Origin of the sequence: Pseudarthrobacter sp. NPDC059871, assembly GCF_042731175.1 — a bacterium.
Classification (GTDB): Bacteria; Actinomycetota; Actinomycetes; order Actinomycetales; family Micrococcaceae; genus Arthrobacter.
The window spans coordinates 109398-134087 of the sequence record NZ_JBHWJV010000014.1; the positions used below are offsets into that span (position 1 = coordinate 109398).

Here is a 24690-nt window from a genome sequence, read left to right on the forward strand (position 1 = left end):
TCGAATGGAGGTGTGTAACGCCGTCATGCTGAACCCAAATGTGATTCCTGCTACATACGACGTCCTACCACCTTAGGCATGGAGGGACCGGAAAGCTAGACTCAACATGTGACGTCCTATCTCCTCACCTCCAAACCCTCGGCCATGCCTGCTGCTTTACCGGTAGCTGTACCCGCAGCCGAGCACGTCCTCGCCGTCCGGGGCCGCGGGGGCTACCGCCAGTACCGGATCCCGGCGCTCGCCGTCACCACACGGGGCACTGTCCTCGCCGCCTACGACGGCAGGCCGAACCTCGATGACCTGCCCAGCCCCATCGATCTCCTGGTCCGGCGCAGCACAGACAACGGGCAGACCTGGAGCGGCCAGGAAGTGGTGCGGAGCGGCACTGGCCTGGAGGGCTTCGGTGATCCGAGCCTGCTGGTGGACGCCGAAACCGGACGCATCTTCCTCTTCCACGCGGCCGGAACCCGCGCGGGCTTCTTCGAGTCAGCCACCGGGATGGCGCCGGACGACCCCACCATCCAGCACACCGACCTCAGCTGGTCCGACGACGACGGCGCCACCTGGCAGCACCGTCGCCTCACCGCGGAGCTGAAGGGCAGCTCCCCCGCCGGCCGGGAAATCACGGGCATCTTTGCCGCCGCCGGGCAGGGTATCCAGATCCACACCGGACCCTTCAAGGGCCGCCTGGTGCAGCAGTTCGTCCTCCTGTGCGGAGGGGAGATCATGGCCGCCTCCGCCTACAGCGACGACCAAGGCGAGCGCTGGACTCTGGGGGAATTCATCAGCGCCGGAACCCATGGCGCGGCACCCAACGAGAACAAAGTGGCGGCCCTGGACGACGGGCGGCTGATGCTCCACAGCCGGGCAACGCCCCGCCGCCTGGCCGCCACCTCCACGGACGGCGGCCACAGCTGGAGCCCGCTGGCACCCGTCGGGGACCTCCCGGATCCCAGCGACAACGGCTCGCTGGCCCGCTTCGACGGGCTCCCGTCCATCTCCGGTCATGCCGATACGGCGACGGACCGGTGGCTGCTGGCCACCAACAACCGGGACACCGCACTGCGCCGCAACACCGTCCTGGGCCTCTCGCCGGACAACGGCAGCACCTGGCCTGCCGGGCTGGTGCTCTGCCCGGGAAGCTCGGCGTACTCCACGGCCACCCGGCTGCCGGACGGCAACATCGGAGTCCTGTACGAACGCCAGGGCTACCGCGAAATCGTCTTCGCCTCCATTCCCTCGCGTCAGCTGACGGACCAGCTGGCAACGCCGCCGCACCCGCAGCCGTCCACACCTGAACCGGCCGCCGGACTCACGTTCCACATGGAGCTCCGGTCCATCACGCCGGGCCTTCCGGAGGAGTGGCATAACGCCGGCGAGTTCCACGTCATGGCGGACGACGGCGGCGACTGGGGTGCGGCGTCGAAGGAAATCGGGCAGGGCTACTCCGCCGGGCAGGGCCAGGTGCTGGGCACCCGCGAGGCGCAGGACCTCAATTACGGCCCCATCATCCCCGGCTACAAGGCAGGCGACATCCTCGCGTTCACGGGCAGGGTACGGAACGACGGCGGCACTACAGCCACAGGGGTCAGGCTCACCGGGCCGGGGGCCGCGGCTTTCCCGGCCCGGGACCTCCTGCCGGGGGAAGCGGCACTGTACTTCACGCCGTCGTACACCCTGACCTCAGAGGACGTGGAGCAGGAAACCGTGGACATCACCTTTACCGTGGAAGGAACCAGCGGGGACACGGCATGGCGGCTCTCCAGGCTCTTCCGGTTCACCATGGCCACCGGGGATGTCAGCGTGGAAGACGCCCCTCCGGTCAGCTCCCCTCGATAAGGGCGCACATCTGCCGCAGGCGGTCAACACGGTCCTGCACCGTCAGGCCCTCCCGCGGCAGGCCAACCTTGAAGCCAATGAACGGCGCCATACCGGCGGCCGCGAGGCACCGCTGGATTTCGGCGCGGTTGAGCAGTGAGCCCGGCGGCGACCCTTCCACCTCGGCGGCCGGAAGGTGCGCGTCGATCCACGGGTAACCGAACTCCGTGGCGTCCGGTGCGCAACCGGAAAACATGACGCCCGCCAGGACGCCCGCCTCCCGGGCCAGCGCAATATGTTCGGCGGCAGTGTCCGGGTTGCGGGTTTCGATGACGGACCGCGCCCAGTTGATGACAAGGCCCACCCGGCCGTCAGCCTGCTCACGGAGGGAGCGGACCACGTCCACCTCGTCGGCAAACTGCAGGAAGCCCTTCTCCGGCCTGCCGCCGGGCCGGGGAGCGTCGCAGTGTTCCACCAGCACCCGCGTGCCGCCCCAGTCCCACTCGAGAATCTCGCTCAGCGATGCCCCGAACATGGCGGCGTCGGCGCCCGGATACGGCGCTGAATGCAGCTCGACGGCTTCCACGTTCCTTCCTTCGCCCCGGAGGCTGAGCACGTAGGCGTGGAGCCCGGCCACGAATTCGAGTGCTTCGCGCCTGCCGCCGGCGTCCGGGGAGGCCAGCCCGAACGCAGCCGATGCGTTCATCCGCTGCATGGTGCCCGGTATTGAGGTCACGACGGCGGACCATCCCCCGGGTGCCCCGGCGGGCCAGGGGTTGCCCCCGTGCGGGCCATACGGAAGCTCCAGCCCCCGCACGGCCTGGACGGTTGCGAGCCCACGGTAGAACTCCTGCTGCGACCCGGCGGGCTGGGCCGGATAGGCACCGACGATAAGGGACATTTCAAACTCCATTGCTTGGAAGGGCGGTGTGCTTGCAGGGCGGTCCGGTTTGCGTGAGCCGCCGCACTTGACGGCTGGCTGTGATCGCCCTTACAGTCTTTCTACGAGCTAGGACATCCTACATCCGATAAACATCTTTTGAATGGTGAGGCACATGAACAACATCAAGAACCTGCCGCTGGTCAATGACGCCAGCCGCCGGAACTTCCTGAAGCTGGGCGGGGCCATGGGCCTGGCCGCAGCCTTCGCCGGCTCCCTCGCAGCCTGCGGCGGTCCCGCCGCCACCACAACGGGCGCCACCGAAAACACCTCGCCCGTCAACAAGGACCTCACCATCGAGGCCGGCATCTCCTACGCGCTGTCCACCGGGTTCGATCCCATCTCCTCCTCCGGCGCCACCCCGATGGCCGCCAACCTGCACGTCTTCGAAGGCCTTATCGAACTGCACCCCGCTACCCGTGAGCCGTACAACGCCCTGGCCGCCGCGGACCCCAAGAAGGTCAGCGACACCCAGTACCAGGTGGCCATCCGGGATGGTGCCGTCTTCCACGACGGTACGCCGGTCACCGCCGAAGATGTGGTGTTCTCATTTACCCGCGTGATGGACCCGGCCAACAAGTCCCTGTTCTCGCAGTTCATCCCGTTCATCCAGGAGGTCAAGGCCCTGGACGCCAAGACCGTGGAGTTCACGCTCAAGTACGCGTTCCCCGGCTTCGGCCCGCGCATCTCCGTGGTGAAGGTGGTGCCCAAGGCGCTGACGAACTTCCCGTTCGGTTCCGAGCAGCTGAAGTCCTTCGACGCGAAGCCCGTAGGCACCGGCCCGTACAAGCTCATCTCCGCCGTCAAGGACGACAAGATCGTCTTCGAAGCCAACCAGGCCTACAACGGCCCCATGCCGGCGCTGGCCAAGGGCATGACCTGGCTGCTGCTCTCCGATGCCGCCGCCCGCGTCACCGCCATGCAGTCCGGCCGCGTCCAGGCCATCGAGGACGTCCCCTACCTGGACATGGAGGGCCTGAAGTCGGCAGCCACCGTTGAGTCCGTGCAGTCCTTCGGCCTGCTGTTCATGATGTTCAACTGCAACGCCGCACCCTTCAACAACAAGAAAGTCCGCCAGGCCCTCCACTACGGCCTGGACAAGGACTCCATCATCAAGAAGGCCCTGTTCGGCAACGCCAAGCCGGCCAGCTCCTACTTCCAGGAGGGCCACCCGGACTACGTCAAGGCCAAGAACGTCTACGGCTACGACGCCAAGAAGGCCGAGGACCTCCTCAAGGAAGCCGGCGTCACCAGCCTCGAGTTCGAGCTGCTCACCACTGACACCGCCTGGGTGAAGGACGTGGCACCCCTGATGCTCGAATCCTGGAACAAGATCCCCGGCGTCAAGGTCACCCTCAAGAACCTGCAGTCCGGCGCCCTGTACACGGACCGCGTGGCCAAGGGCGATTACAAGGTTGTTGCCGCACCGGGTGACCCCTCGGTGTTCGGCAACGACGCGGACCTGCTGCTGAGCTGGTTCTACGCCGGTGACACCTGGATGAAGAACCGCGCCTTCTGGGGCGACGCCCCGGAGCGGGCACAGCTGGTGGACCTCATGTCCAAGGCCGGCCGCGCAACCACGGACGACGCCAAGAAGCTCACCGGCGAGATCGTGGACCTGGTGTCCGAGGAACTCCCGCTGTACCCGCTGTTCCACCGCCAGCTTCCCAGCGCCTGGGATTCCAAGAAACTCAGCGGCTTCAAGCCCCTTCCCACCACCGGAGTGTCCTTCGTTGGTGTGGGCCGCACCGCCTAGCCCTACCCACCGGAGACTACATTGAGCACCATATTGCGACTGCTGGGCCGACGGCTCGCAGCCCTGCCGCTGATGGTCCTGGGCATCACCCTGCTGGTGTTCCTGGTCCTGCAGGCAGCCCCCGGAGACCAGGCAAGCAGCGCCCTGGGCGAGGGCGCCAGCGAGGAAGCCAAGGAACAGTACCGCCAGGCAAACGGCCTGAACGATCCGCTGCCGCTGCAGTATGTGCGGTTCCTGGGCAAGCTCCTGCAGCTGGACCTCGGCGTCACCACGCCGCCGGCGAAGTCCGTAGCGAGCATGATCGGCTCGGCGTTCCCCCTGACGCTGCAGCTGACCTTCCTGGGCGTCATCATCGCCGTGGTGGTCTCCCTGGTATTTGGCATCATCGGCGCCCTGTACCGGGACAAATGGCAGGACCAGCTGGTCCGCGTGTTCTCCATCGCCGCGGTGGCAACGCCGTCGTTCTGGCTGGGCATCCTCCTGATCCAGTGGTTCGCCCTGGGCCCGGCAGCGATGTTCCCATCCGGCGGCATTGCCACCCCGGAGTCCGGCTTCGGCGGCTGGCTCAACTCGATGGCGCTGCCCGCCCTGGCCCTCGGCATCCCGGTGTCGGCCTCGCTCATCCGGGTGGTCCGCACCTCCATGGTGGAGGAGCTGGACCGGGACTATGTCCGCACGGCCATCGGCAACGGCGTGCCGTACCGCGAGGTGGTCTCCAAGAACGTGCTCCGCAACGCACTCGTCACTCCGGTGACCGTGCTGGGACTGCGGATCGGCTACCTGCTGGGCGGCGCCGTCGTGATTGAAATGATCTTTGCCCTGCCCGGCATGGGCCAACTGATCCTCAACGGCATCACCAACCTGGACGTGAACCTGGTGCAGGGCGTGGTGCTCACCATTTCCGTCACCTTCGTCCTGGTGAACATCGCCGTGGACCTGCTCTACCTGCTCATCAACCCCCGAATCAGGACCGTGTGACCCATGCGCAGCAAACTCGCTGAACGTCTGAGCGCCCCCGGGATCCGCCTTAAGGCCCTCCCCTGGGGCTCCCGGCTGGCCCTCGCCTTCCTGGTGGTGATCGCCTTCGCCGCCGTCTTCGCCCCGGTCCTGGCACCGCACGATCCGCTGGAATCCTTCATGCCGGCCACTCCCCCGGGTGCCGAGCATTTCTTCGGCACCGACCGGCTGGGCCGCGACATCTTCTCCCGGCTGCTCTACGGCTCGCAGTCCTCGCTGATGATCGGGCTCGGCGCCGTGGCCCTGGCCGTCCTGGCCGGAGCGTTCCTCGGCTCGCTGGCCGCCACGTCCAGCAAAGCCGTCAACGAACTCATCATGCGCATCATGGACATCCTGATGGCGTTCCCGGGCATTGCCCTGGCCGCGGTGCTGCTGGCGGCGTTCGGCAACTCGGTACCCACCATCATCATTGCCATCGCCATCATCTACACCCCGCAATTGGCCCGCGTGGTCCGCGCCAACGTGCTCTCGCAGTACGGCGAAGACTACGTCCGTGCCGAGCGCGTCATCGGTGCCGGCAGGTTCTACATCCTGGCCAAGCACATTGTCCGCAACACCGCAGCCCCCGTGCTGGTGTTCGCCACGGTGATGGTGGCCGACGCCATCATCCTCGAGGCCTCGCTGTCCTTCCTGGGCGCCGGCGTCCAGGATCCCGCCCCGTCCTGGGGCAACGTGATCTCCTACGGCCGCAACCTGGTCCTGTCCGGCGGCTGGTGGGCCACCACCTTCGCCGGCCTCATCATCCTGCTCACCGTCTTGGCCCTGAACATCCTCGCCGAGGGCCTCACCGACGCCATGGTCAACCCCCGGCTGCGGCGCGCCCCGGTGGTGAAGGACGACGACGGTGCTGCCGCTTCCGTTGCCGGCGCAGCAGCGGCCACGGTGGACACCGAGGTGGCCACCTCGGTTGCCCAGCCGTCGATTGTGGAACAGCACGAGCTCGACGCCGTCCTGCCGGCCTCCGGAACCACCCCCACCGAAGGCCGGCAGGACACCTCAGCGGTACTCACCGACGTCAGGACCGCTGCCGCCAACCCGCACGCCCTGCTGGACCGTGAGCTGGAACTGCTCGCCGCCGTCGAGGCCACCCGCACGGACCGCCTCCCCCAGGTCCCCGCGGACGCCCGGACCGTCCTCGAGGTCAACAACCTCTCCATCCGCTTCCCCGGCCGGTTTGGCGAGACCGCCATCGTGGACAACGTCTCCTTCACCGTCCGCGAAGGCGAAACCATGGGCCTGGTGGGCGAATCCGGTTGCGGAAAGTCCATCACCTCGCTGGCCGTCATGGGCTTGCTGCCCAGGACCGCCCGGATCACCGGTTCCATCCGTTTCGACGGCAAGGAGCTGCTAGACCCGGACGCCAGCCACAGCAACGCCAAGGCCTACCAGGGCCTGCGCGGCGAGCAGATCGCCATGGTCTACCAGGACGCGCTCAGCTCGCTGAACCCGTCCATGAAGATCAAGGACCAGATGCTGCAGCTGACCCGCCGCGGCGGCCGGAAGACCCCGGCCGAGCTGCTGGAAATGGTGAAACTCGATCCCGTCCGCACCCTGGCCAGCTACCCCCACGAACTGTCCGGCGGGCAGCGGCAGCGCGTCCTGATCGCCATGGCCCTGTCCCGCTCACCCAAGATCGTGGTGGCGGATGAGCCCACCACTGCCCTGGACGTCACCGTCCAGAAGCAGGTGGTAGACCTGCTCAACGAACTGCGCGAGCAGCTGGGATTCGCCATGGTGTTCGTCAGCCACGACCTCGCCCTGGTGGCCTCCCTGGCGCACCGCATCACCGTCATGTACGCCGGCCAGGTGGTGGAATCCGCCCAGGCCTCCGAGCTGCTGCGGAACCCGAAGCACGAATACACCCGCGGGCTGCTGGGCGCCGTGCTCTCCATCGAGGCCGACGCCGCCCGCCTGCACCAGATCCCCGGCACGGTCCCTTCCCCCAACGATTTCGCCCCCGGGGACCGGTTCGCCCCGCGCTCCCTGCGCAGCGACGCCGACCCCAACCAGCAGCTGGTCCTCACCGCCGTGGCTTCGGCCAACGGCGGGGATTCGGACCACTTCTGGGCCAGCCACCGCAAGGAGGACGCCAAGTGAGCGCATCCACCGGACAGCCCGTCATTGAGCTCAAGGACGTCAAGGTCCACCACCGTGCCCGCACCGGGGGCCTCTTGCGCCCCAACGTGGTCAAGGCAGTCAACGGCGTGGACTTCACCATCAGCCGCGGCGAAACCGTGGGCATCGTGGGCGAATCCGGCTGCGGCAAATCCACCCTGGCGTCCGTGCTGGTGGGCCTGCAGGCGCCCACATCCGGGGAGGTCCTGTTCCACGGCAAGCCCGCCATCAAGCGCAACGCCGCCATGCGGAAGGAGTTCGGCCGCTCCGTGTCCGTGGTGTTCCAGGACCCCGCCACCGCGCTGAACCCTCGCATGACCATCCAGGACATCCTCACCGATCCGCTGCAGGTGCACGGCATCGGCAACGCCGCCAGCCGGGCTGCCAAGGTCCGGGAACTGCTCGCGCTGGTAGGCCTGCCCGCCTCAGCGGCGGAAGTGACGCCGTCGCAGGTGTCCGGCGGCCAGCGTCAGCGCGTGGCCATCGCCCGGGCCCTGGCACTGGATCCGGACATCATCGTGGCGGACGAGCCGACGTCGGCCCTGGACGTCTCCGTCCGCGCGCAGGTCCTGAACCTGCTCTCCGACCTCAAGGCGCGGCTGAACCTGGGGATGGTGTTCATCTCCCACGACATCCAGACCGTCCGCTACGTCTCCGACCGCATCTGCGTCATGTACTTCGGCGAGATCGTGGAGGAAGGCCCGGCCGCGCAGGTGTTCGACAACCCCAGCAACGACTACACCAAGAAGCTCCTCGGCGCGGCCCCCAGCCTGCTGCACACCTAGACCACCCATCCCCCTCTTCTACCAACCCAGTTATCGGAGTTTTCCCGTGTCTTCCCAGTTCTCCGGCGTCATCCCGCCCGTCGTCACCCCCCGCCACGCAGACGGCAGCATCGACGCCGCGTCCCTGCACAACCTCACCAGGCACCTGCTCGACGGCGGCGTGTCCGGGCTGTTCGTCCTCGGTTCCTCCGCCGAGGTGCCCTACATGACCAACGCCGAGCGCGACCTGGTGGTCAGCACCATCGCCGAAGCCAACGCCGCAGCCGGCGCCAAGGCCGTTCCGCTCATCGTCGGCGCCAACGAGCAGACCACCAACCGGGTGATCGAGGAGGCCAAGCGCGTGATCGACCTCGGTGCCGACGCCATCGTAGTCACCTCCATGTACTACGCCATCGGCAACGCCGAGGAGACCGAAACCCACTTCCGCAGCATCCATGCCGCGGTCAGCAAGCCGATCTTCGCCTACGACGTGCCCGTCCGCACCCACTTCAAGCTCCCCACGGACCTGCTGGTCCGGCTTGGCCGCGAAGGTGTGATCGCCGGCGTCAAGGATTCCTCCGGGGACGATGTCTCCTTCCGACAGCTCCTGCTCGCGGCCCGGGACATCGACAACTTTGATATCTTCACCGGCCACGAAGTAGTGGTGGACGGCGCGCTCCTGGGCGGCGCCCAGGGCGTGGTCCCGGGCCTGGGCAACGTGGACCCGCGCGGCTACCGGAACCTCGTGGATGCCGCAGCCGCCGGCGACTGGGCCAAGGCTGCGGCCGAGCAGGACCGCCTGGCAGACCTCTTCGAAATCGTCTACACCCCCAACGGCCGGGTTTCCGGCGGTGCAGCAGGGCTGGGCGCGTTCAAGACCGCCCTGCAGGTCATGGGCGTCATCGAATCCAACACCATGAGTGCACCCATGCCGGCGCTGAACGAAGACGAAACCAAGGCCATCCGCGGCATCCTGGAACGCAACGGCCTCGTCTAACCAGGCGTCAGGGGCGCTGGGCATGCTCCTTTTGCCGGTTGCTGCGCTCGTTCCTCGCGCTCTGACGCAACCTACACAAAAGAACCATGTCCAGCACTGCCAGCGACGCACTCAGGTGCCGAGCCGACCACGACGAACCAGAGAGACAGAAATGCAGTACGCGATCGGTGTTGACCTTGGGGGTACCAAGACTGCTGCCGGGGTTGTTTCCGGCGGCGGGGAGGTCTTGTTTTCGGAGACCATCCCCACCCTGAGCCGTGACGGTTCCGCCGCGATCCTCGACGCCACGGCCGGCCTTGTTGCCGGGCTTCGGGACAAAGCGGCCGACGCCGGGATCGCCGTTGGGCGGGTCGGCGTTGGATCCGCCGGGGTCATCGATGCAACGCGCGGCGTGGTGGTCTCGGCGACGGACGCTATCCCCGGCTGGGCCGGGACGGCACTCACCGCAGGCCTGGCTGCCCGGCTGGGCCTGCCGGCGTCGTCCGTCCTGGCCGTGAACGATGTGCACGCGCACGCCCTCGGCGAAGCGTGGACGGGTGCCGCGGCCGGTACCTCCAGCTCGCTGCTGGTGGCGTTCGGCACCGGCGTTGGCGGAAGCTTCGTCCTGGGCCACAGGCCCGTCCTGGGGCACCGCTACGCCGGCGGGCACGTGGGCCACTTTGCCTCCCCGTACGCGTACTTCGACGGCGCCCCGCTCGCCTGCGTCTGCGGTGGTGCCGGCCACGTCGAGGCCATCGCATCCGGCCCCGCCATCCTCGAGTCCTACCGCCGACTGGGCGGCTCATCCCCCGCCGTGGACACCCGCGCCGTCTTCGGCCTGGCCGCGGCAGGTGATTCTGTTGCCGCCGGCGCAATCGGGACGGCCGCGGCCGCCGCCGGGCAGGCTGTGGGCGGGCTGGCGAACATACTTGACCCCGAAGTGGTGCTGGTATCCGGCGGGCTGGCCGACGCGGGCGAGCGCTGGTGGCAGCCAACGGAGGCCGCCTTGCGCGCAGAACTGTTGCCCGCCCTGGCCGACATTCCGGTGCGTCCCGCTGCGCTGGGCAATACGGCAGCCATTGTTGGTGCCGCCCGCCTTGTTCTTGAACCTGCCATTTCCGGCCCTGCCGAATTCACTACCGCCCAGACGTCCCGAAGGATCTGACCGTGCTTCTGCCCCCCGATGCCCTTGAAGCCCTGCGTGGGCGCCTGATCGTGTCCTGCCAGGCGTACCCGGGCGAGCCGATGCGCGATCCCCGGACCACCGCCCAGGTGGCGGCATCTGCCGTGATTGGCGGGGCAGCCGCCGTGCGCGTCCAGGGCCTGGCGGACATCCAGCACACCCGAGCGGCCGTGGAGGTCCCGGTGATCGGGCTGTGGAAGGACGGGCACAGCGGCGTCTTCATCACCCCCACGCTCCGGCACGCGCTGGCCGTGGCGAACGCGGGGTCCCATGTGGTGGCCATTGACGGCACCCGCCGCGGACGTCCGGACGGGCTTTCCCTGGCCCAGACGGTTGCGGGAATCCATGCAGAATCACATGCTCTGGTGATGGCCGACTGCGGGTCATTCGCGGACGCCGTTGCCGCCGTCGAGGCCGGCGCGGACCTGATCGGCACCACCCTGTCCGGTTACAGCGGCGAGCGGCCCAAAACATCGGGGCCTGACGTGGAGCTGCTGACGGAGATGTCGGCTGCCGGTTTTGGCGTCCCGCTCATTGCTGAGGGCCGGATCCACACGCCTGCCCAGGCCCGCCAGGCGCTCGACGCCGGGGCCTTCGCCGTGGTGGTGGGCACGGCCATCACGCACCCGGCAACCATCACCGGCTGGTTCTCGGACGCCCTGAAGTGACCACTCCCTACCTGCTGACGGGCACCCTCCTGACGGACGGCACCACGGTGGCGGACGCCGCCGTCGCCATGGTGGACGGACGGATTGCGTACGCCGGGCCGCGGGCGGGCCTGGAAGTTGCGTCCCTCCCCGCATTGGCTCAGGTGGAGCTTCCGCCGGGGAGTATTCTTCTCCCCGGCCTCATCGACCTGCACTGCCACGGCGCCGCCGGCGGCGACTTCCCGGGCGGTGACCCTAGGGCAGCCCGGACTGCGGTGGATTTCCTCCACCGCAGCGGGACCACCACACTGCTGGCCAGCCTGGTAACCGCGCCGCGGGAAGAGCTGCTGCGGAGCGCCGGGACGCTTCGGGGCCTCGCTGACGATGGCCTCCTTGCGGGCATCCACGCCGAGGGGCCGTTCCTGTCCCAGGCCCGGTGCGGCGCCCAGGATCCGCGGTTCCTCCGGGATCCTGACCTTCATTTCCTGGCGGAACTGGTGGAGGCGGCCGGCGGCCACCTCCGGACCATGACTTACGCCCCGGAACTGCCGGGGGCAGCGGAGCTGGTGCGGGAGCTAGCCATGCGCGGGGTGGCCCCTTCCTTGGGCCACACGGACGCGGATACGCGCACGACGGCGGATTCGCTCACCAATGCGGCGGACCTGCTGGCCGCTTTTGGTTCTAACAGTGCCCGTCCCACAGTGACGCACCTCTTCAACGGCATGCCGCCGCTGCACCACCGCAGCCCCGGGCCAGTGGCCGCATGCCTGCAGCTGGCCGCCGCCGGGCGGGTGGCGGTGGAACTGGTGGCCGACGGGGTGCACCTGGATCCGGAGACGGTGCGGATGGTATTTGGGCTGGTGGGGGCCGCGAATGTTGCCTTGGTGACCGATTCGATGGCGGCCACGGGGCTGCCCGACGGTGAGTATGACCTTGGCCCCGCGGGAGTATTTGTCCGGGATGGGGAGGCGCGCCTGCGCAGCAACGGCGCCCTGGCCGGCGGCACTGCCACGCTGCTGGACGTGGTGCGCCGGACTGTCGCCGCAGGCGTTGACCCTGCCGAGGCGGTCCTGTCTGCCACCGCGGTTCCGGCCGGCATTCTTGGCCTCGCTGCTGAGGTGGGCAGCCTGCGCGCCGGGCTGCGCGCCGACGTCGTGGTGGTTGATCCGGACTTCCGGCGCGTCCTGGTGGTTCGCGGCGGAGAGGTTCTGGCATAGGCCCCGGCTTTACTTACAGGGGCGGCAGAACAGCTGTGGTTCCCCCGAATTCGAGCGTGACCTCCTGGGAGATGTCTACGTCGCCGGGCGTTTTGATGATGTAGGTGCGTGGGGCCATGTCGGCCGTGCAGGCCTGCGCACTTTTCGTTTCAAGGCCCAGCTTCACGTGCCGGGAATCGATGACCTCGAGTGAGGCAGGGAAGGCAGGGCAGCTTGAACTGCCACTGATGACCACAGCGAACTTCGCTCCGGATTCCAGCCAACCCGCCACAGGAACAGGCTTGGGAAATGACGGGTCCTGAGCCCAGGAACCGGGTTCGGCAGTGACTGCTTCCGCGGGGAGTCCGCCCCGGAAATCGGATTCAGCAATTGAAGCCGGCGCGGCTGGACATCCTGCCAACAGCGCGGCCCCGACGAAAACGACAGATCGAAGCAAAGCCCCCATATTCAGAGACTACGCATTCCGCGCCTGTTTTTCCGGGGCGGCCGTCGGCTGGGACCCAATGACTGTGCTGCGTGTTTGGATGGAGGATGATCGCCGTCAGCATTGTAAGGGCAGAAGATCTGCCACTCAGCGAAATCCTTGGGCTATACAGTGCGGTGGAATGGTTCGCGTACACGAAGGACCCTGACAAGCTTGTGCGAGCGCTGGAGGGGTCGTCCACTATTGTCACCGCTCACGATGGCCAGGTGCTGGTTGGGTTAGCGCGGGTGATTTCCGATGGTGCGTCAATTTGCTATCTTCAGGACATTCTTGTCCTGCCGTCGCATCACAGAAGGGGTATTGGACGAGCCCTCGCTGAACGGGCACTCGAGCAGTACCCGCATGTTCGTCAGAAAGTCCTCATCACCGACGACGAGCCGACCCAGAAGGCGTTCTACGAGGCGCTCGGCTACACCCAGGCCGACGAATTTCCAGGCGGATCCGTGAGAGCTTTCATCAGATTCGACTGATTGCCGTTACTCCTTCTTCTCCCGTCGGGCCAGCATGATTTCGTTGGCGGCATACGGCAGAAGGGCAACAAGTGGAATCACCACGCCTTGCCAGAATGGGACCAGCGACAAAACCAGCGGCATGAAGGATGCGACAAATATTAGCGGGTGGACATATCGATACCATTTCATGATCAGTTCCATCATGCTGTTTGTTGGCTTCAAGAGTGGGGTAGACATGCCGCAATGCCCTGACCACATTGACTCCAAACCCTCCAGACCGTCCGGGAAGACTTGGGCCGCAAAAGGTCAAGGTGCGAATTGGGAAAGGTAGAGTTGCTGAGTGCTTGAGATCCGACCGAATTGCGAATGTTGCGACGTCGACATTGCTCCCTCCGCCGAGGCGTACATTTGCACATTTGAGTGCACGTGGTGTCCGGATTGCGTTGAACGGTTCCCGAACCGTTCCTGCCCAAACTGCGGAGGAGACCTTCAGCGACGCCCCATCCGCCCCGTTGCTGCTCTGATCAATAATCCAGCCAGCACTAAGAGGGTTGTATCTCCCGGTTGCCTCGGAAGTTGACAGCGACAAGCTCCAGCTCAAACCCATCGGAATTTGTGAGGTATGCGGCGTAGTGGTCGGGGCCGCCAGCATGAGGGTACTTGTCCTTAAACAACTGCACCCACCCGTGCTGGCTGCTCTCCCCTACGAGCGTATCCAGGTCTTCTTTGCTGCCGGCATGGAACGCCAGGTGGTTGAGCCCCGGCAGCATGCGATCGTGTTCGGTGCCGCTCATGGCCGGCGATTGCTCAGCAACGATGTAGGTTCCACCGAACTGCCAACTGATACCTGTGGCCCAGCTCTGAAAGATCGAGTATTCCAAAGCCGACAACACCCAGCCCCATTCCTCCTTGGCGCGACCGAGGTCGGGAACCCACAGTTCGATATGGTGCAGGGTCCCCTTGACATCGCTGTTCACGAAGGTGAGGCTTTCATACCCTTACGACCGCTGGGAAGCAGGAACGCGAACCGCTGTTCTGGCGCCCAAACATACGCGTCGTCACACCGGTACCCCCTCAGCCAAACCTGCCCGTCCAGTACACGGAGGTAGAACCCCTTAGGGTACTCCATGTCCGCGCTCAGTGGTTCTGAAGCGACGTGGATAGCTCCAGTCGGAGCGCGGCCGGCGGACAGGACGGAATCCAAGGCGTTTGGCTGATCCATCATGGCCAGGCGCAGGTAAGGTCCCGCCACCAAGGGACAGGGTCGGAGGCCCTGCTCCTTTGCAGCAGCAAAGACTAGAGACCGGACCGCACCTTTTTCAAAGCCAAGTTCCTTTACCGTTCGCTCCACGATTCGTAGTCTTTGGCTCTCTGGGGCCTCGAATGCGGGGTGAGAAAGCAGCGTCTCGGCATGATCATTGAGTAAAACACCCTGACTGCACAGCAATTGCATGACTTTAGCTCGCGCCTGACCCCCCGCTCGAATTACCAGACCCTCATTTTCCACTGCATTAACCATGAACCGATTCTCCACCACTGCCGTTGATTAACGTTATGCGGGGCGATTCATAATTCCGTTGAGGGATCGGTTTACCGAACGCCACCCTGTCGCACCCCACTCATCCGCACCCGGTTACGCTGTCTTTCATGTCTCGAATTCTGATCACCGGCATGTCAGGGGCGGGAAAGACAACTGTGCTGCATGAGTTGTCCCGGCGGGGCTACCGAACGGTCGACACCGACTACGACGGTTGGGTGCTTCCTGACGGAACATGGGACGAACCACGGGTCTCGGCGCTCCTCGCGTCCAGTTCATCCCTCATCGTCTCGGGAACGGTTGAGAATCAAGGTCGCTTCTATGGCCGCTTCTCCGCCGTCGTTCTGCTCAGTGCACCGGTGGAGGTTCTAATCCAGCGGGTCTCAGCCCGAACGAACAATTCCTACGGCCACTCCGACGCTGACCAGTCCGCGATCCGGCAATACGTACTCGACGTCGAGCCGCTGCTTCGGGACCACGCGACCCTCGAGCTCGATGCCCGGAGGCCAGTCGCGGACCTGGCTGACGACGTCGAACGCCTTATGCCTGACGCGGACCGAGCCTGACCAGCGGGACGCTCAAGCAGCTTCAGTGAGTCGAGGGATAAGCACTAGGGTGGACGTTCAAGCGAAGAACAGGGTGAAGCACCACCGGGGGGAACTATGCAGCAGCCATCGGCCAGTGATGTCGGATTTCGGGAAGTTGACCAGGACGGCAATACCCAGGGCCTCGCGTCCACGGCAGAACCGATGCCGCTCCGGCACTATCCACGTTGGTCCGTGAACCCGTTCATTGCAATGCTGTGGCTGTTGGCCACGGCATTGCTTACCGGCGGAATCTGGGCCCTGGCGACCATGATGTTCACCACCGGGCCCATGGGAGGGCCTCCCACCCTTTCATTCGTCATGATGACCTTCGCGCCGCAAGGGCTCCTGGTTGGAACGGTATTGGTCCTTTGCCTGCTCTTCTGGCATGCGTGGCAGTGGCAGCGGCGCCGCATGGGATGACTGCACTGCCGCAGGCTGTTCAGCCCGCGTGATGACCAGACGGCCACGAGAGACCCCGCAGTCATTGGACCGTCGCGCGATGCCCTGCAGTGCGAAGGGGCGGTTGAGTGGGCTGCTGTACTTCGGCTAGAGGCTGGATCAGCAGGTTCCGGTGCAGTGTCACCCATCCGTCGCGTTCAAGCGGAAGGTGATCGAACTGGTCGGGGACAAAAACTACGGTCCTGTCGTCCGGATCCTGCACTTCCAACAGGATGTCCCGGCCGTCACCGAGGCTGTTGCACCCTTCCCAGTAGTTGTATACGTCGTCATATGGGTATTTCGCCACCAGGCACACAACTTCGGGCAGCGGGCCCGGCGCGGCGTAATAGTTCATCGACTCGTACGCGGCCAGGAAACGCGACTCGCGGATCTTCGCCTCCCCTGCTTCGTCCTGGATGGCGGGGACGGCATCCTGTTTGGTCAGCTGCCGCTCCAGGACGTGGACGGTTCCGGGGACACCCATGACAAACCGCACATAGAGGAGCCCCAGAACCGCGCATGTACCGACGCCGGCAATGGCGGCGAATGTGATCATGAGTCTCCAGAACGGCGTCAACGGAACTGTCGTTTGCTGCCCGGTCATTGCCGTCCCCTGAAGAGGTTGTCGCTGATCTTCGTCCACCCGGCTGCCTGCAGCTCATTGGTGTCGTACTGGTCGGGGACGAGGGTCAGCTCGCGTCCTGCCTGGTCGCTCATCGTAACAATGGGGTCGTGGGCGGAGACCATGCCGGCGCACCCGGCAATAGGAAGCCCCGGCGCATCCCCCGCTTCAATCAGCAGGCAGATGATTTCCTCGCCATTCGCATTCCTGGTGGCAACAAAGACTTTGGATCCTGACCTCGTCCCCAGGTACCGGGCCGACTCCGTATCGATCCCGCCGTACAGGGAGTAATTTGCGGTAACCACATCTTCGGCCGTGGCCGCCTTCTCCAGGACTTTCAGGGTGGGCCGGGTTTCCCACGGCCCGTACTGGAAAACAGCCAGGCCGACGGCTACTACGGCGAGCCCAAGCCCGAGCCACCGGGCGTTCCTGAACCGGCGGACGGCAAACGCCAGCACCATGGCGGCTGCCAAAAATGCGGCGAAGATCAGGTAGTCAATAATGTTCAAGCGCTGCCCCCTCAGGCTGGTTGATCTCCCTGCACGCTACACGGTGTTACGCCGCGCTCATTCACGGGCGGCACCTCCGCGGATGTCGCCAGCAGCCGGAGCCCGGACGCGGCCGGGCTGCCCTCGTCAGCTGCGTACATCAGGATCCGGTGTCCGGAGTCGTCGGGCTGGGCCAACACCTCGAAGTTCAGTTCCAAAGTCCCCACCTCGGGATGGTGCATGACCTTTATCCCCGACATGCAGTTCTGTACCGGGTGAGTGGCCCAGAGCTTCGCGAATTCCGGGCTCTTCAGCGTCAGTTCGCCCACCAGCGCCGTCAGCTCCTGGTCGTTTGATGCGGCTCCGGCAAGCAGCCGCAGGGAGGACACCGCGCGGGCGGCTTCTTCGGGCCAGTTCGCATACAGTGCGCGGGTGTGCCCGTCCAGGAACAGGAGCCTGGTCATGTTGGGCCGCACCGCCGGGTCGCCGGGACTGTCGAAGCCCATATGACCGGCAACGAGCTTGTGGCCCAGGCTGTTCCACGCGAGCACCTCACTCCTGCGGCCCAACACGACGGCGGGCGTGCCGGTCATGGAGGTGATCAGCCGGACCGTGCCGGACCGCGCATGATCAGGGCGTGACGGGGTGCGCCGCTTGGCTTTGTTCGCCGGCCGGGCGAGGTTGAACAGATGGAGCCGTTCGTCCCGGTTCAGGTCCAGGGCCCTGGCCAGCGCATCGATCACCGCCTCTGAGGCGTTGTTGCTCAGGCCCTGCTCCAGGCGCGTGTAGTAGGTGTTGCTGACGCCGGCGAGCATCGCCAACTCTTCACGGCGCAACCCAGGAACCCTGCGGACTCCGTAATTCCTCAGTCCCACGTCCGCGGGCTGCAGCGCCGCCCGCCTGACGCGCAGGAATTCCCCCAGCTCACTACCAGTACTCATTCCCCCAGTCTGCCGGGACAGCCGGTGATTGTCCTGTCCCTGCCAGTGCTACCCACAAGGTGGTGTGGCTGCTCTCGGCAGACTCGCACAAGCTGAACGGGCATCACTGAAACCGCACCTCCGAAGGAACCCCATGACCACGCAACATGACCTGGACCGCCCCCAAGCGGAAGTCCTCGCGCCGCCCGCACCGGGGATGACCGCCAAGCAGCGGCTCGCCCTCCTCGTCCTGCTCACCGCCAGCTTCACCCTGGCTGTGGATTTCTCCATCCTGAACGTGGCCTTACCCGCCATCGGCGCCGACGTCGGGTTCAGCCTCGAAAACCTGCAGTGGATCGCCACGTCCTTCGCCCTCTGCGCGGCTGGCCTCACCCTGCTCTTTGGCCGGGTTGCGGACGTGGTGGGCCGCCGCCGGATGTTCATCACCGGCATGGTCCTGCTCGGCGCCGGATCCCTCCTGGGTGGCATCGCCGGCGAACCCGCCCTGCTGATCACGGCCCGCGTCGCCCAGGGTGTAGCCACAGCCATCGTTGTACCGGCAGCCCTGTCACTGCTGCTCTCGTCCTTTCCGGAAGGCAAACTCCGGGACAGGGCACTGGGCCTGAACGGCGCCCTCATGGCCGCCGGTTTCACCACCGGGGCTATCTTGGGCGGCCTGCTCACCGACCTTCTCAGCTGGCGCTGGGCGTTCCTGATCAATGTCCCCGTTACAGCCGCCGTCCTGATACTCGCGCCGCTGGTGCTGGCCGACAGCCGGCCCACCCAAAAGGTCCAGCTCGATGTCCCCGGCGCCATCACCGTCACCCTGGGTCTGCTCGCCCTCGTCTTCGGACTGACGCATGCCGCCGAGTCAGCCTGGACAGACCCCACAACCCTGGGATCGTTGGCCGCGGCCATCATCCTGCTGGCCGCGTTCGTCGCCGTCGAACGCCGGTCAGCGCATCCCCTGGTGCCGCTGGCCATCCTCAGGCGCTCCACCGTTGCATGGGGAAACATCGCGGGGGCCCTGGCCTTCATCACGGAAACGTCGCTGGTCTTCCTGCTCACCCTGTACCTGCAGCAGGTCCTTGGCTATACGCCGCTCGGGGCCGGGCTCGCCTTCGGCGTCCTGGGCCTGGGTACTGTCCTCGGCGGCGTCCTGGGCCCAAAGGTCATCGGCCGGTGGGGCGCCAAGCGTGCCATCGTTTACGGGTTCGTGGTCCAGGCCATTGCCACCGTGTCCCTCGTGATGCTCAGCAGCCACCCCGCCGCCATCGTGCTGCTGTTGGTGGCAACGTTCATCGGCGGCGTGGCGAACCTGGTGGTCATCGTCGGCTTCATGGTCACTGCCACTACCGGACTCCCGAAGGAAGAGTCCGGACTCGCCACCGGCTTGGCAACCATGAGCCAGCAGATCGGCATCACCATGGGAATCCCCGTCATGAGCGCCATTTTCACCGCGCAGCTCGTCGCCCTTGACTCAACAGATGCCGCTGCAGTCCTCAGCGGCGTCACCGCGGCCATCTGGGCCAACGCTGCCCTGTGCCTCGCAACGGGACTGGCCGTAGCCCTCTGCCTGCAGGTACCGGCCGCGACGAACAACCCAACGCCCTGAACCGGCAACCCCGGGGAGGTAAACCGGGTGGGCGCCGGCCCGTCCGATATCGTCCTCTAGAAGGCATTCATTGTGATGGGGGTAATTGTGCGGGAACTTGTCTACTACGTCGCGGCATCGGTTGACGGCTACATCGCCGCACCTGACGGATCATTCGACGTCTTCCCTGTTGAGGGCGACCACATGCAGGTGCTCTTCACGGAGTACGCCGATGCCCTGCCCACCCATGTCCTCGGAGGGCTGGGCATCGAGGCGCCCAAGAACCGTTTCGACACCGTCATCCAGGGCTGGAACAGCTACAACGTGGGCCTTGCCGTAGGCATCGACAGCCCCTACGCCCACCTGCACGAGTACGTCGCCACCCGCACCAGGACCAGCTCCAACCCGGCAGTCACGTTCACCGACGACGCCCTGGCCACCGTCCGAAGCCTCAAACAGGAGGAAGGGCTGGACATCTACCTTTGCGGCGGCGGTGCGCTGGCCGGGGCCCTGCTCCCGGAGATCGACAGGATCATCCTCAAACGCAACCCCGTTGTCCTCGGGGCAGGCATTCCGCTGTTCGGGAACACCGCCTTTGAGCCGTCCGGCTTCCAACCCGTCAAGTCGCGGACGTTCGAGTCAGGAGTGGTGATCGAGGAGTACGAACGCACCCCGCGCGGTGACGCTGACGCGTCCTGAGTTAGACGCCGACGGCGGCACCGGCCACCCGCACGGTGACCTCGCCGGTTCCAGGGGCCAGCTTGGCCGCGGCGGCTTCGTCCGCCACGACGGTGACGTGCGCATGGCGCTGCAGGATTGACGCCGGGCAGTCTGCGGACACGGGCCCCTGCAGTGCTGCCGCAAGGATCTCTGCCTTGTCCGCCCCGCTGACCACCAGCAGCAGGTGCCGGGCTTCCATAATGGTGCCCAGCCCCTGGGTGATGCAGTGTGTGGGGACATCGTCCGGCGACGCAAAGTACCTTGCATTGGCCTGCCGGGTGCGTTCCGTGAGGACCTCCACCCGCGTCCGCGAATCGAGGGCCGAACCCGGCTCGTTGAAGGCGATGTGTCCGTTGTGGCCGATGCCCAGGATCTGGACGTCTATGCCGCCGGCCCGGGCTATGGCCGCGTCGTAATCCGCCGCCGCCTGCCGCGGGTCCGGGGCCCCGCCGTCGGGCACTGCAACGTTTGCCGGGTCAAGGCCCAACCGGACGGTCACCTCACGGCGGATGACTTCGGCGTAGCTTTCGGGGTGCCCGGCGGGCAGGCCAACATACTCATCGAGGGCGAACCCGCGGACGGCGCCCATCTCCACGGAATGTTCCGCGAGCGCCTTGTAGATGGGCAGCGGCGAGCCGCCGGTGGCAAGCCCCAGGACGGCGTCGGGCTTGCTGCGGACCACGGCGGCAAGGATGCCGGCGGCGACGGAGCCGGTGGCGGGAGCGGTTGGCACTACGAAAATTTCCACGGCAAAGGCACTCTCTACGGGAATCTGGCAATGAACATCGGTATCGGAACAGGGCATGGCGCAGCCACACGAAGTGGCCCAGCCACAGGAGGGGGCGCCGCAAGCTGCGGCGGGGGCAGTCGTAAAGTCCGGCGGGACCGGGAAGGCGCAGCTAGGCCGCGGCGACGTCCTTGAGCTTGAGGCGGATGCCATCGAAGTGCCGCTGCAGCCGCTCGGAGGCCAGGGCCTTGTCGCGGGCCTCCACGGCTTCGTAGATCTCCCAGTGGATCCGGGCCTGTTCTTCCAGGTTGACCGGCCCGGAGCCCAGGGCTTCGTGGATCTGCCGGTAGACCTGCCAGAACACATCCATGAGGTTGATCAGCAGCTCATTGTTCAGGGGCGCGTAGAGCCGGCGGTGGAACTCGGCATCGTGCTCCACCAGGGACTCCCCCTTGGCGGCTGCGTCTTCCATGGCCTGCATGGTGGACCGAAGGTCGGCGAGGTGTTCATCAGTCAGGAGGTCGATGGCGGACCCCACCAGGCCGGACTCAAGCGCCTGCCGCACGTCGATGAGCTCCATGGCTTCTTCGCCTTTGTGGCGCAGCGACAGCCTGCCGCGGAACGTCAGCCCGGAGACCAGCGCGCTGAAGTTGTTGGGTGCCACGAACATGCCGAAGCCGTGCCGGATTTCGATGACACCGAGCGCCTGCAGGACCTTCAGGGATTCCCGCACGGTATTGCGGCCAACCCCCAGCTCGGCGGACAGTTCACTTTCGGTGGGCAGGGCATCGCCCACGTCCAGGCCGCGCTCGAGGATGAGTTCCATGATGCGGGTCTGCAGTGCCTGGGAGCGGATTTGGGCGCTGAACCTGGCTGACGATACCGCCGCGGGTGTTGCTGTCACGTCATCTCCTTCGGCCACACTCCGTGGCGGCCTTCATCTCGAATCAGTGTACAGGACATGGGACGTCCTTTGTCTTGCGGCGTCACCTTTTCTTCCGGGAACGCTATCCGCCCACGTGGTGGATCGTAAAGGCGGTCAGGAAGCCCACCGAGGCTGTCAGCCCCGTCAGGTTGTGGTGCTCCTCGAAGGCCTCCGGGATCATGGTGTCGGCCAGCATGGCCAGGATCCCTCCGGCGGCCACGGACGTTATGAATGCCACCAGTTCCTCCGGCGCGTTTTCCAGCAGCGTGTATCCCATAAGTGCGGCCAGGCCACTGAGGATCGCAATCCCGCCCCACAACCCAAAGACGTACCCGGCGCTCCTGCCGGCCTTCTTCATGCCGGCCGTTCCGGACAGCCCTTCGGGAACGTTGGAGATGAAGACGGCAGCCATCATGGCCGGGCTGACCGCCCCGCCGGCAAGCATGGTCACGCCCAGCACCACGGATTCGGGCACACCGTCCAGCAGCGCCCCGACGGCGATGGCCGTCCCGCTGCCCGGATTGTCCTTTTCGGAGGGCTGCTGGCCGCCGGACCGCTTCCGGTGCTTGGCACCCGCCCGGGCCAGCAGCATGTTGGCGCCCACGTACACCACGGCGCCGGCCAGGAAGCCCGCCACCGTGGGCCAAAGCCCGCCGCCCTTTACGGCCTCGTCCACCAGCTCGAACGCCAGGGCGGAGATCAGCACGCCCGCACCGAAGGACATGATCGAGGACACCAGCTTGGACGGCAGCGACCACCGCCAGGACAGTGCTGCGCCCAGGACCAGGGCGGCACCGGCGATGGTGCCCCACATCAGGGCCTGCAGCCATACGGGCATGTTTCCCACTTTCCGGCTCTCCCAGCGAAAGCCATGTCCCACAAGGCGTACCCCCGGGGACGGTTCCTAAGCAACAGCTCCTATGCAAACATGCGCGCCGAAGGCACGCGCCGCACGCAGAATTGATGGGATCTTGACCCAAACCTTACTGACCCCTGCAGTTGCGGGTCCACGCTGGACGCAGAAGGGCAAACCAGCTTGGGGAGCAGGAAGTCATGGGAAACGAAACAGCATATGACAAGGACGTCATCGCGGTGGGAGGGGTCCTCACCGACCAGCACCCGCTCGATTTCCACACTTTGGGGCTGGCCGGCTGCATTGACCGGTTGACCGGGCCCCTCCGCCAACGCGGGACCGCGGTCCGCTGGGATACTCCGCACTGGGGCATCGAGATCCCGGCGGACTGTGCGTCCCTGCTGTACCAGTCGGCAAGAGAGGTGATCAGCAACGCCTACAAGTACTCGGACGCGTCCGAACTCAGCGTGCAGCTTGCCGTGGTGGACCACGGGATCCGCATGAAAGTGGCCGACGACGGCACGGGCTTTGATTGCAGCCGCGCCAACCGCGGGCGGCACCACGGCTACGGCCTCCGCCTCATGGCGGTTGCGGTTGAGGAAGCGGGCGGCTCTGTGGACATCGATTCCCGCCCCGGCCACGGCACCTCAGTGACGGTCACCCTGCCGCTGGACTGACTCAGCCCCGGCCCTGCACAAGGGCCCGCAAAAGACTCGAATGCCCGCCGTCGCTGGGACGGCGGGCATTCGTATGTCCAAAAGGGCGTCCCATCAAACCCTGCAGCAGCAGCCGTTGAAACTGCGGGGAGCTAGCGGGACAGCTTGTCCGCGTCGGGCTCCAGGTCGCCGATGTGGCCGGGGGCGTTGGCGGCCAGCACCCGGGCAACAAAGGCGCTGTATTCCTCGATGTAGTGGCGCAGGAACTTTGCCGTGCCCTCATCCCTGAGCTCGCCGTCGTGGTCAAAGGCATCCGGCTTGTACTGGATGTAAGCCTCCGGCGCATTGAGCTGCGGCGCGTCCAGGAAGCTGAGCACGCTGCGCATGGAGGACTGCATCACCGCCGTGCCGATGCTGCCCGGCGAGGCGCCGATGATGCCGGTGGGTTTGCGGGCAAAGGAGTTGGTTCCCCAGGGGCGCGAGCCCCAGTCGATGGCATTCTTCAGGGCGCCCGGGATGGACCTGTTGTATTCGGGCGAGACAAACAGGATGCCGTCGGACGATTCGATGGCTTCCTTCAGGGCGCGGCCCTCGGCGGGGAAGTCGGCGTCGTAGTCGTAGCTGTAGAGCGGGAGGTCCCGGATGGGGATTTCAGAGAACTGCAGATCATCCGGGGCCAGCTTGATCAGTGCGTTGGCGAGGACCCTGTTGATGGAGCCGGTGGCCAGGCTCCCTACGAAGTAGCCGATCTTATACGGTGCCATGAGTGTTCCTTCCGGCGGCCGGCCCAGGCCGGCCACGTGCTGTCCTGGATTGCCTTTCAGGGGAAAACTGCCGTCCCCTGGACAGGACCAGCGGCGGCGGTGGTGCTCAGTGCACCCCCAGTCCAGCACAGAAGGCCAGCCCCGGCCAGAGGTTCCCGCACACGCCGTTGACACGCAGCAGCCAAGGGCGCTCAATGATCAGTACCGCCGCCACCGAGCCGCGGCACCAGCAAAGGAGCAGGCAGCGATGACCGAACATCCATTGGGCGACGAGCGGGTCCACCCGGAGTCCCCGGCGGAGGGCGATCCGGACGCGGATCCCTCGGACGACGTCAGGGCCCATTCCCAGGATCCCGCGGAGGGGCCAGACGTTCCGGACGAGCCGCACCCGAAGTCCTGATCCCGGGGCTGAAAGTTCCCCGCAATTTCCGGCCATCCCTTGCCACCCCGCACCCCGCGCAGTAGGTTTGAAACCATTCAAGAAAGCGCT

28 protein-coding genes are annotated in these 24690 nt (G+C 66.0%); 17 read left to right on the plus strand and 11 right to left on the minus strand.

From position 1 onward, the window contains the following. Nucleotides 1–108: 108 nt before the first annotated feature. Complete coding sequence (locus tag ACFV4R_RS18140) at nt 109–1839, plus strand: exo-alpha-sialidase (RefSeq protein ID WP_377204065.1); 1731 nt, start codon at nt 109–111, stop codon at nt 1837–1839. Here the strand turns inward: ACFV4R_RS18140 and ACFV4R_RS18145 are convergent. After that, the gene (locus ACFV4R_RS18145) at nt 1823–2719 is read right to left on the minus strand and encodes a DUF4862 family protein (RefSeq protein WP_377204066.1); all 897 of its coding nucleotides are present in this window, start codon (nt 2717–2719) and stop codon (nt 1823–1825) included. The two genes, ACFV4R_RS18140 and ACFV4R_RS18145, sit on opposite strands and share 17 nt — an antisense overlap. A gap of 142 nt (nt 2720–2861) precedes the next feature. On the opposite strand from ACFV4R_RS18145, the gene ACFV4R_RS18150 reads away from it, so the two are divergent. The 8 genes from ACFV4R_RS18150 (at nt 2862) to ACFV4R_RS18185 (ending at nt 12433) form a co-directional block, all read left to right on the plus strand. Next, nucleotides 2862–4514, plus strand: a complete 1653-nt coding sequence (locus ACFV4R_RS18150; protein ID WP_377204067.1) for an ABC transporter substrate-binding protein — start codon at nt 2862–2864, stop codon at nt 4512–4514. Between the two features lie 21 nt (nt 4515–4535). Then, nucleotides 4536–5492, plus strand: a complete 957-nt coding sequence (locus tag ACFV4R_RS18155) for an ABC transporter permease (protein ID WP_377204068.1) — start codon at nt 4536–4538, stop codon at nt 5490–5492. 3 nt (nt 5493–5495) lie between these two features. Beyond that, the gene (locus tag ACFV4R_RS18160; protein ID WP_377204069.1) at nt 5496–7628 is read left to right on the plus strand and encodes a dipeptide/oligopeptide/nickel ABC transporter permease/ATP-binding protein; all 2133 of its coding nucleotides are present in this window, start codon (nt 5496–5498) and stop codon (nt 7626–7628) included. Next, nucleotides 7625–8431, plus strand: coding sequence for an ATP-binding cassette domain-containing protein (locus tag ACFV4R_RS18165; RefSeq protein ID WP_377204070.1), 807 nt, complete (start codon nt 7625–7627; stop codon nt 8429–8431). Before ACFV4R_RS18160 ends, ACFV4R_RS18165 begins: the two co-directional genes overlap by 4 nt. 46 nt (nt 8432–8477) lie before the next feature. Then, complete coding sequence (locus tag ACFV4R_RS18170) at nt 8478–9407, plus strand: dihydrodipicolinate synthase family protein (RefSeq protein WP_377204071.1); 930 nt, start codon at nt 8478–8480, stop codon at nt 9405–9407. Between the two features lie 151 nt (nt 9408–9558). After that, entirely contained in the window at nt 9559–10551 is a 993-nt protein-coding gene (locus tag ACFV4R_RS18175; RefSeq protein ID WP_377204072.1) for an ROK family protein, read from the plus strand. Nucleotides 10552–10553: 2 nt separating this feature from the next. Further along, entirely contained in the window at nt 10554–11237 is a 684-nt protein-coding gene (locus tag ACFV4R_RS18180) for an N-acetylmannosamine-6-phosphate 2-epimerase (protein WP_377204073.1), read from the plus strand. Beyond that, on the plus strand, nt 11234–12433 hold the full coding sequence (locus ACFV4R_RS18185; protein ID WP_377204074.1) for an N-acetylglucosamine-6-phosphate deacetylase: 1200 nt from the start codon (nt 11234–11236) through the stop codon (nt 12431–12433). Before ACFV4R_RS18180 ends, ACFV4R_RS18185 begins: the two co-directional genes overlap by 4 nt. A 13-nt stretch (nt 12434–12446) precedes the next feature. Here the strand turns inward: ACFV4R_RS18185 and ACFV4R_RS18190 are convergent, their stop codons facing one another. Beyond that, nucleotides 12447–12704: a hypothetical protein gene (locus ACFV4R_RS18190; protein ID WP_377204075.1), complete on the minus strand. Its 258-nt coding sequence runs from the start codon at nt 12702–12704 to the stop codon at nt 12447–12449. A 260-nt stretch (nt 12705–12964) separates the two neighbouring features. On the opposite strand from ACFV4R_RS18190, the gene ACFV4R_RS18195 reads away from it, so the two are divergent. After that, nucleotides 12965–13387, plus strand: coding sequence for a GNAT family N-acetyltransferase (locus tag ACFV4R_RS18195; RefSeq protein WP_377204076.1), 423 nt, complete (start codon nt 12965–12967; stop codon nt 13385–13387). 6 nt (nt 13388–13393) lie between these two features. Here ACFV4R_RS18195 and ACFV4R_RS18200 read toward each other — a convergent pair whose 3' ends face one another. Beyond that, nucleotides 13394–13606 carry a hypothetical protein gene (locus tag ACFV4R_RS18200; RefSeq protein ID WP_377204077.1) on the minus strand — a complete coding sequence of 71 codons (213 nt, stop codon included), beginning with the start codon at nt 13604–13606 and terminating at the stop codon, nt 13394–13396. A 103-nt stretch (nt 13607–13709) separates the two neighbouring features. On the opposite strand from ACFV4R_RS18200, the gene ACFV4R_RS18205 reads away from it, so the two are divergent. Beyond that, nucleotides 13710–13949, plus strand: coding sequence for a DUF1272 domain-containing protein (locus tag ACFV4R_RS18205; protein ID WP_377204078.1), 240 nt, complete (start codon nt 13710–13712; stop codon nt 13947–13949). On the opposite strand, the gene ACFV4R_RS18210 is transcribed toward ACFV4R_RS18205, so the two are convergent. Beyond that, complete coding sequence (locus ACFV4R_RS18210; RefSeq protein ID WP_377204079.1) at nt 13912–14346, minus strand: VOC family protein; 435 nt, start codon at nt 14344–14346, stop codon at nt 13912–13914. The two genes, ACFV4R_RS18205 and ACFV4R_RS18210, sit on opposite strands and share 38 nt — an antisense overlap. Nucleotides 14347–15016: 670 nt before the next feature. On the opposite strand from ACFV4R_RS18210, the gene ACFV4R_RS18215 reads away from it, so the two are divergent. Both ACFV4R_RS18215 and ACFV4R_RS18220 read left to right on the plus strand, forming a co-directional pair. Continuing rightward, nucleotides 15017–15472, plus strand: coding sequence for an AAA family ATPase (locus tag ACFV4R_RS18215; protein ID WP_377204080.1), 456 nt, complete (start codon nt 15017–15019; stop codon nt 15470–15472). Nucleotides 15473–15568: 96 nt separating this feature from the next. Continuing rightward, complete coding sequence (locus tag ACFV4R_RS18220) at nt 15569–15913, plus strand: hypothetical protein (RefSeq protein WP_377204081.1); 345 nt, start codon at nt 15569–15571, stop codon at nt 15911–15913. Between the two features lie 61 nt (nt 15914–15974). On the opposite strand, the gene ACFV4R_RS18225 is transcribed toward ACFV4R_RS18220, so the two are convergent. Genes ACFV4R_RS18225 through ACFV4R_RS18235 form a run of 3 tightly spaced genes read right to left on the minus strand, consistent with a single transcriptional unit; the run spans nt 15975 to nt 17982 of the window. Continuing rightward, complete coding sequence (locus ACFV4R_RS18225) at nt 15975–16487, minus strand: hypothetical protein (protein WP_377204082.1); 513 nt, start codon at nt 16485–16487, stop codon at nt 15975–15977. Nucleotides 16488–16531: 44 nt separating this feature from the next. After that, entirely contained in the window at nt 16532–17062 is a 531-nt protein-coding gene (locus ACFV4R_RS18230) for a hypothetical protein (RefSeq protein ID WP_377204083.1), read from the minus strand. An 11-nt stretch (nt 17063–17073) separates the two neighbouring features. Continuing rightward, nucleotides 17074–17982, minus strand: a complete 909-nt coding sequence (locus ACFV4R_RS18235; protein WP_377204084.1) for a helix-turn-helix transcriptional regulator — start codon at nt 17980–17982, stop codon at nt 17074–17076. 196 nt (nt 17983–18178) lie between these two features. Here ACFV4R_RS18235 and ACFV4R_RS18240 point away from each other — a divergent pair, with 196 nt between their 5' ends. Then, nucleotides 18179–19576 carry an MFS transporter gene (locus tag ACFV4R_RS18240; RefSeq protein ID WP_377204094.1) on the plus strand — a complete coding sequence of 466 codons (1398 nt, stop codon included), beginning with the start codon at nt 18179–18181 and terminating at the stop codon, nt 19574–19576. A 75-nt stretch (nt 19577–19651) separates the two neighbouring features. Then, nucleotides 19652–20254: a dihydrofolate reductase family protein gene (locus ACFV4R_RS18245; protein ID WP_377204085.1), complete on the plus strand. Its 603-nt coding sequence runs from the start codon at nt 19652–19654 to the stop codon at nt 20252–20254. 1 nt (nt 20255) lies between these two features. Here the strand turns inward: ACFV4R_RS18245 and ACFV4R_RS18250 are convergent, their stop codons facing one another. The 3 genes from ACFV4R_RS18250 to ACFV4R_RS18260 form a co-directional block, all read right to left on the minus strand. Beyond that, nucleotides 20256–21023 (minus strand): glucosamine-6-phosphate deaminase, encoded by a 768-nt coding sequence (locus tag ACFV4R_RS18250; protein WP_377204086.1) that lies wholly within the window; start codon nt 21021–21023, stop codon nt 20256–20258. Between the two features lie 151 nt (nt 21024–21174). After that, on the minus strand, nt 21175–21906 hold the full coding sequence (locus ACFV4R_RS18255) for a FadR/GntR family transcriptional regulator (protein WP_015938557.1): 732 nt from the start codon (nt 21904–21906) through the stop codon (nt 21175–21177). A 103-nt stretch (nt 21907–22009) separates the two neighbouring features. Then, nucleotides 22010–22765, minus strand: coding sequence for a ZIP family metal transporter (locus tag ACFV4R_RS18260; protein ID WP_377204087.1), 756 nt, complete (start codon nt 22763–22765; stop codon nt 22010–22012). 215 nt (nt 22766–22980) lie between these two features. Here ACFV4R_RS18260 and ACFV4R_RS18265 point away from each other — a divergent pair, with 215 nt between their 5' ends. Beyond that, nucleotides 22981–23457 carry a sensor histidine kinase gene (locus ACFV4R_RS18265; protein ID WP_091723334.1) on the plus strand — a complete coding sequence of 159 codons (477 nt, stop codon included), beginning with the start codon at nt 22981–22983 and terminating at the stop codon, nt 23455–23457. Between the two features lie 131 nt (nt 23458–23588). Here the strand turns inward: ACFV4R_RS18265 and ACFV4R_RS18270 are convergent, their stop codons facing one another. Then, nucleotides 23589–24200: an NADPH-dependent FMN reductase gene (locus tag ACFV4R_RS18270; protein WP_377204088.1), complete on the minus strand. Its 612-nt coding sequence runs from the start codon at nt 24198–24200 to the stop codon at nt 23589–23591. A gap of 247 nt (nt 24201–24447) precedes the next feature. On the opposite strand from ACFV4R_RS18270, the gene ACFV4R_RS18275 reads away from it, so the two are divergent. Next, entirely contained in the window at nt 24448–24600 is a 153-nt protein-coding gene (locus ACFV4R_RS18275; RefSeq protein WP_377204089.1) for a hypothetical protein, read from the plus strand. Nucleotides 24601–24690: the final 90 nt, after the last annotated feature.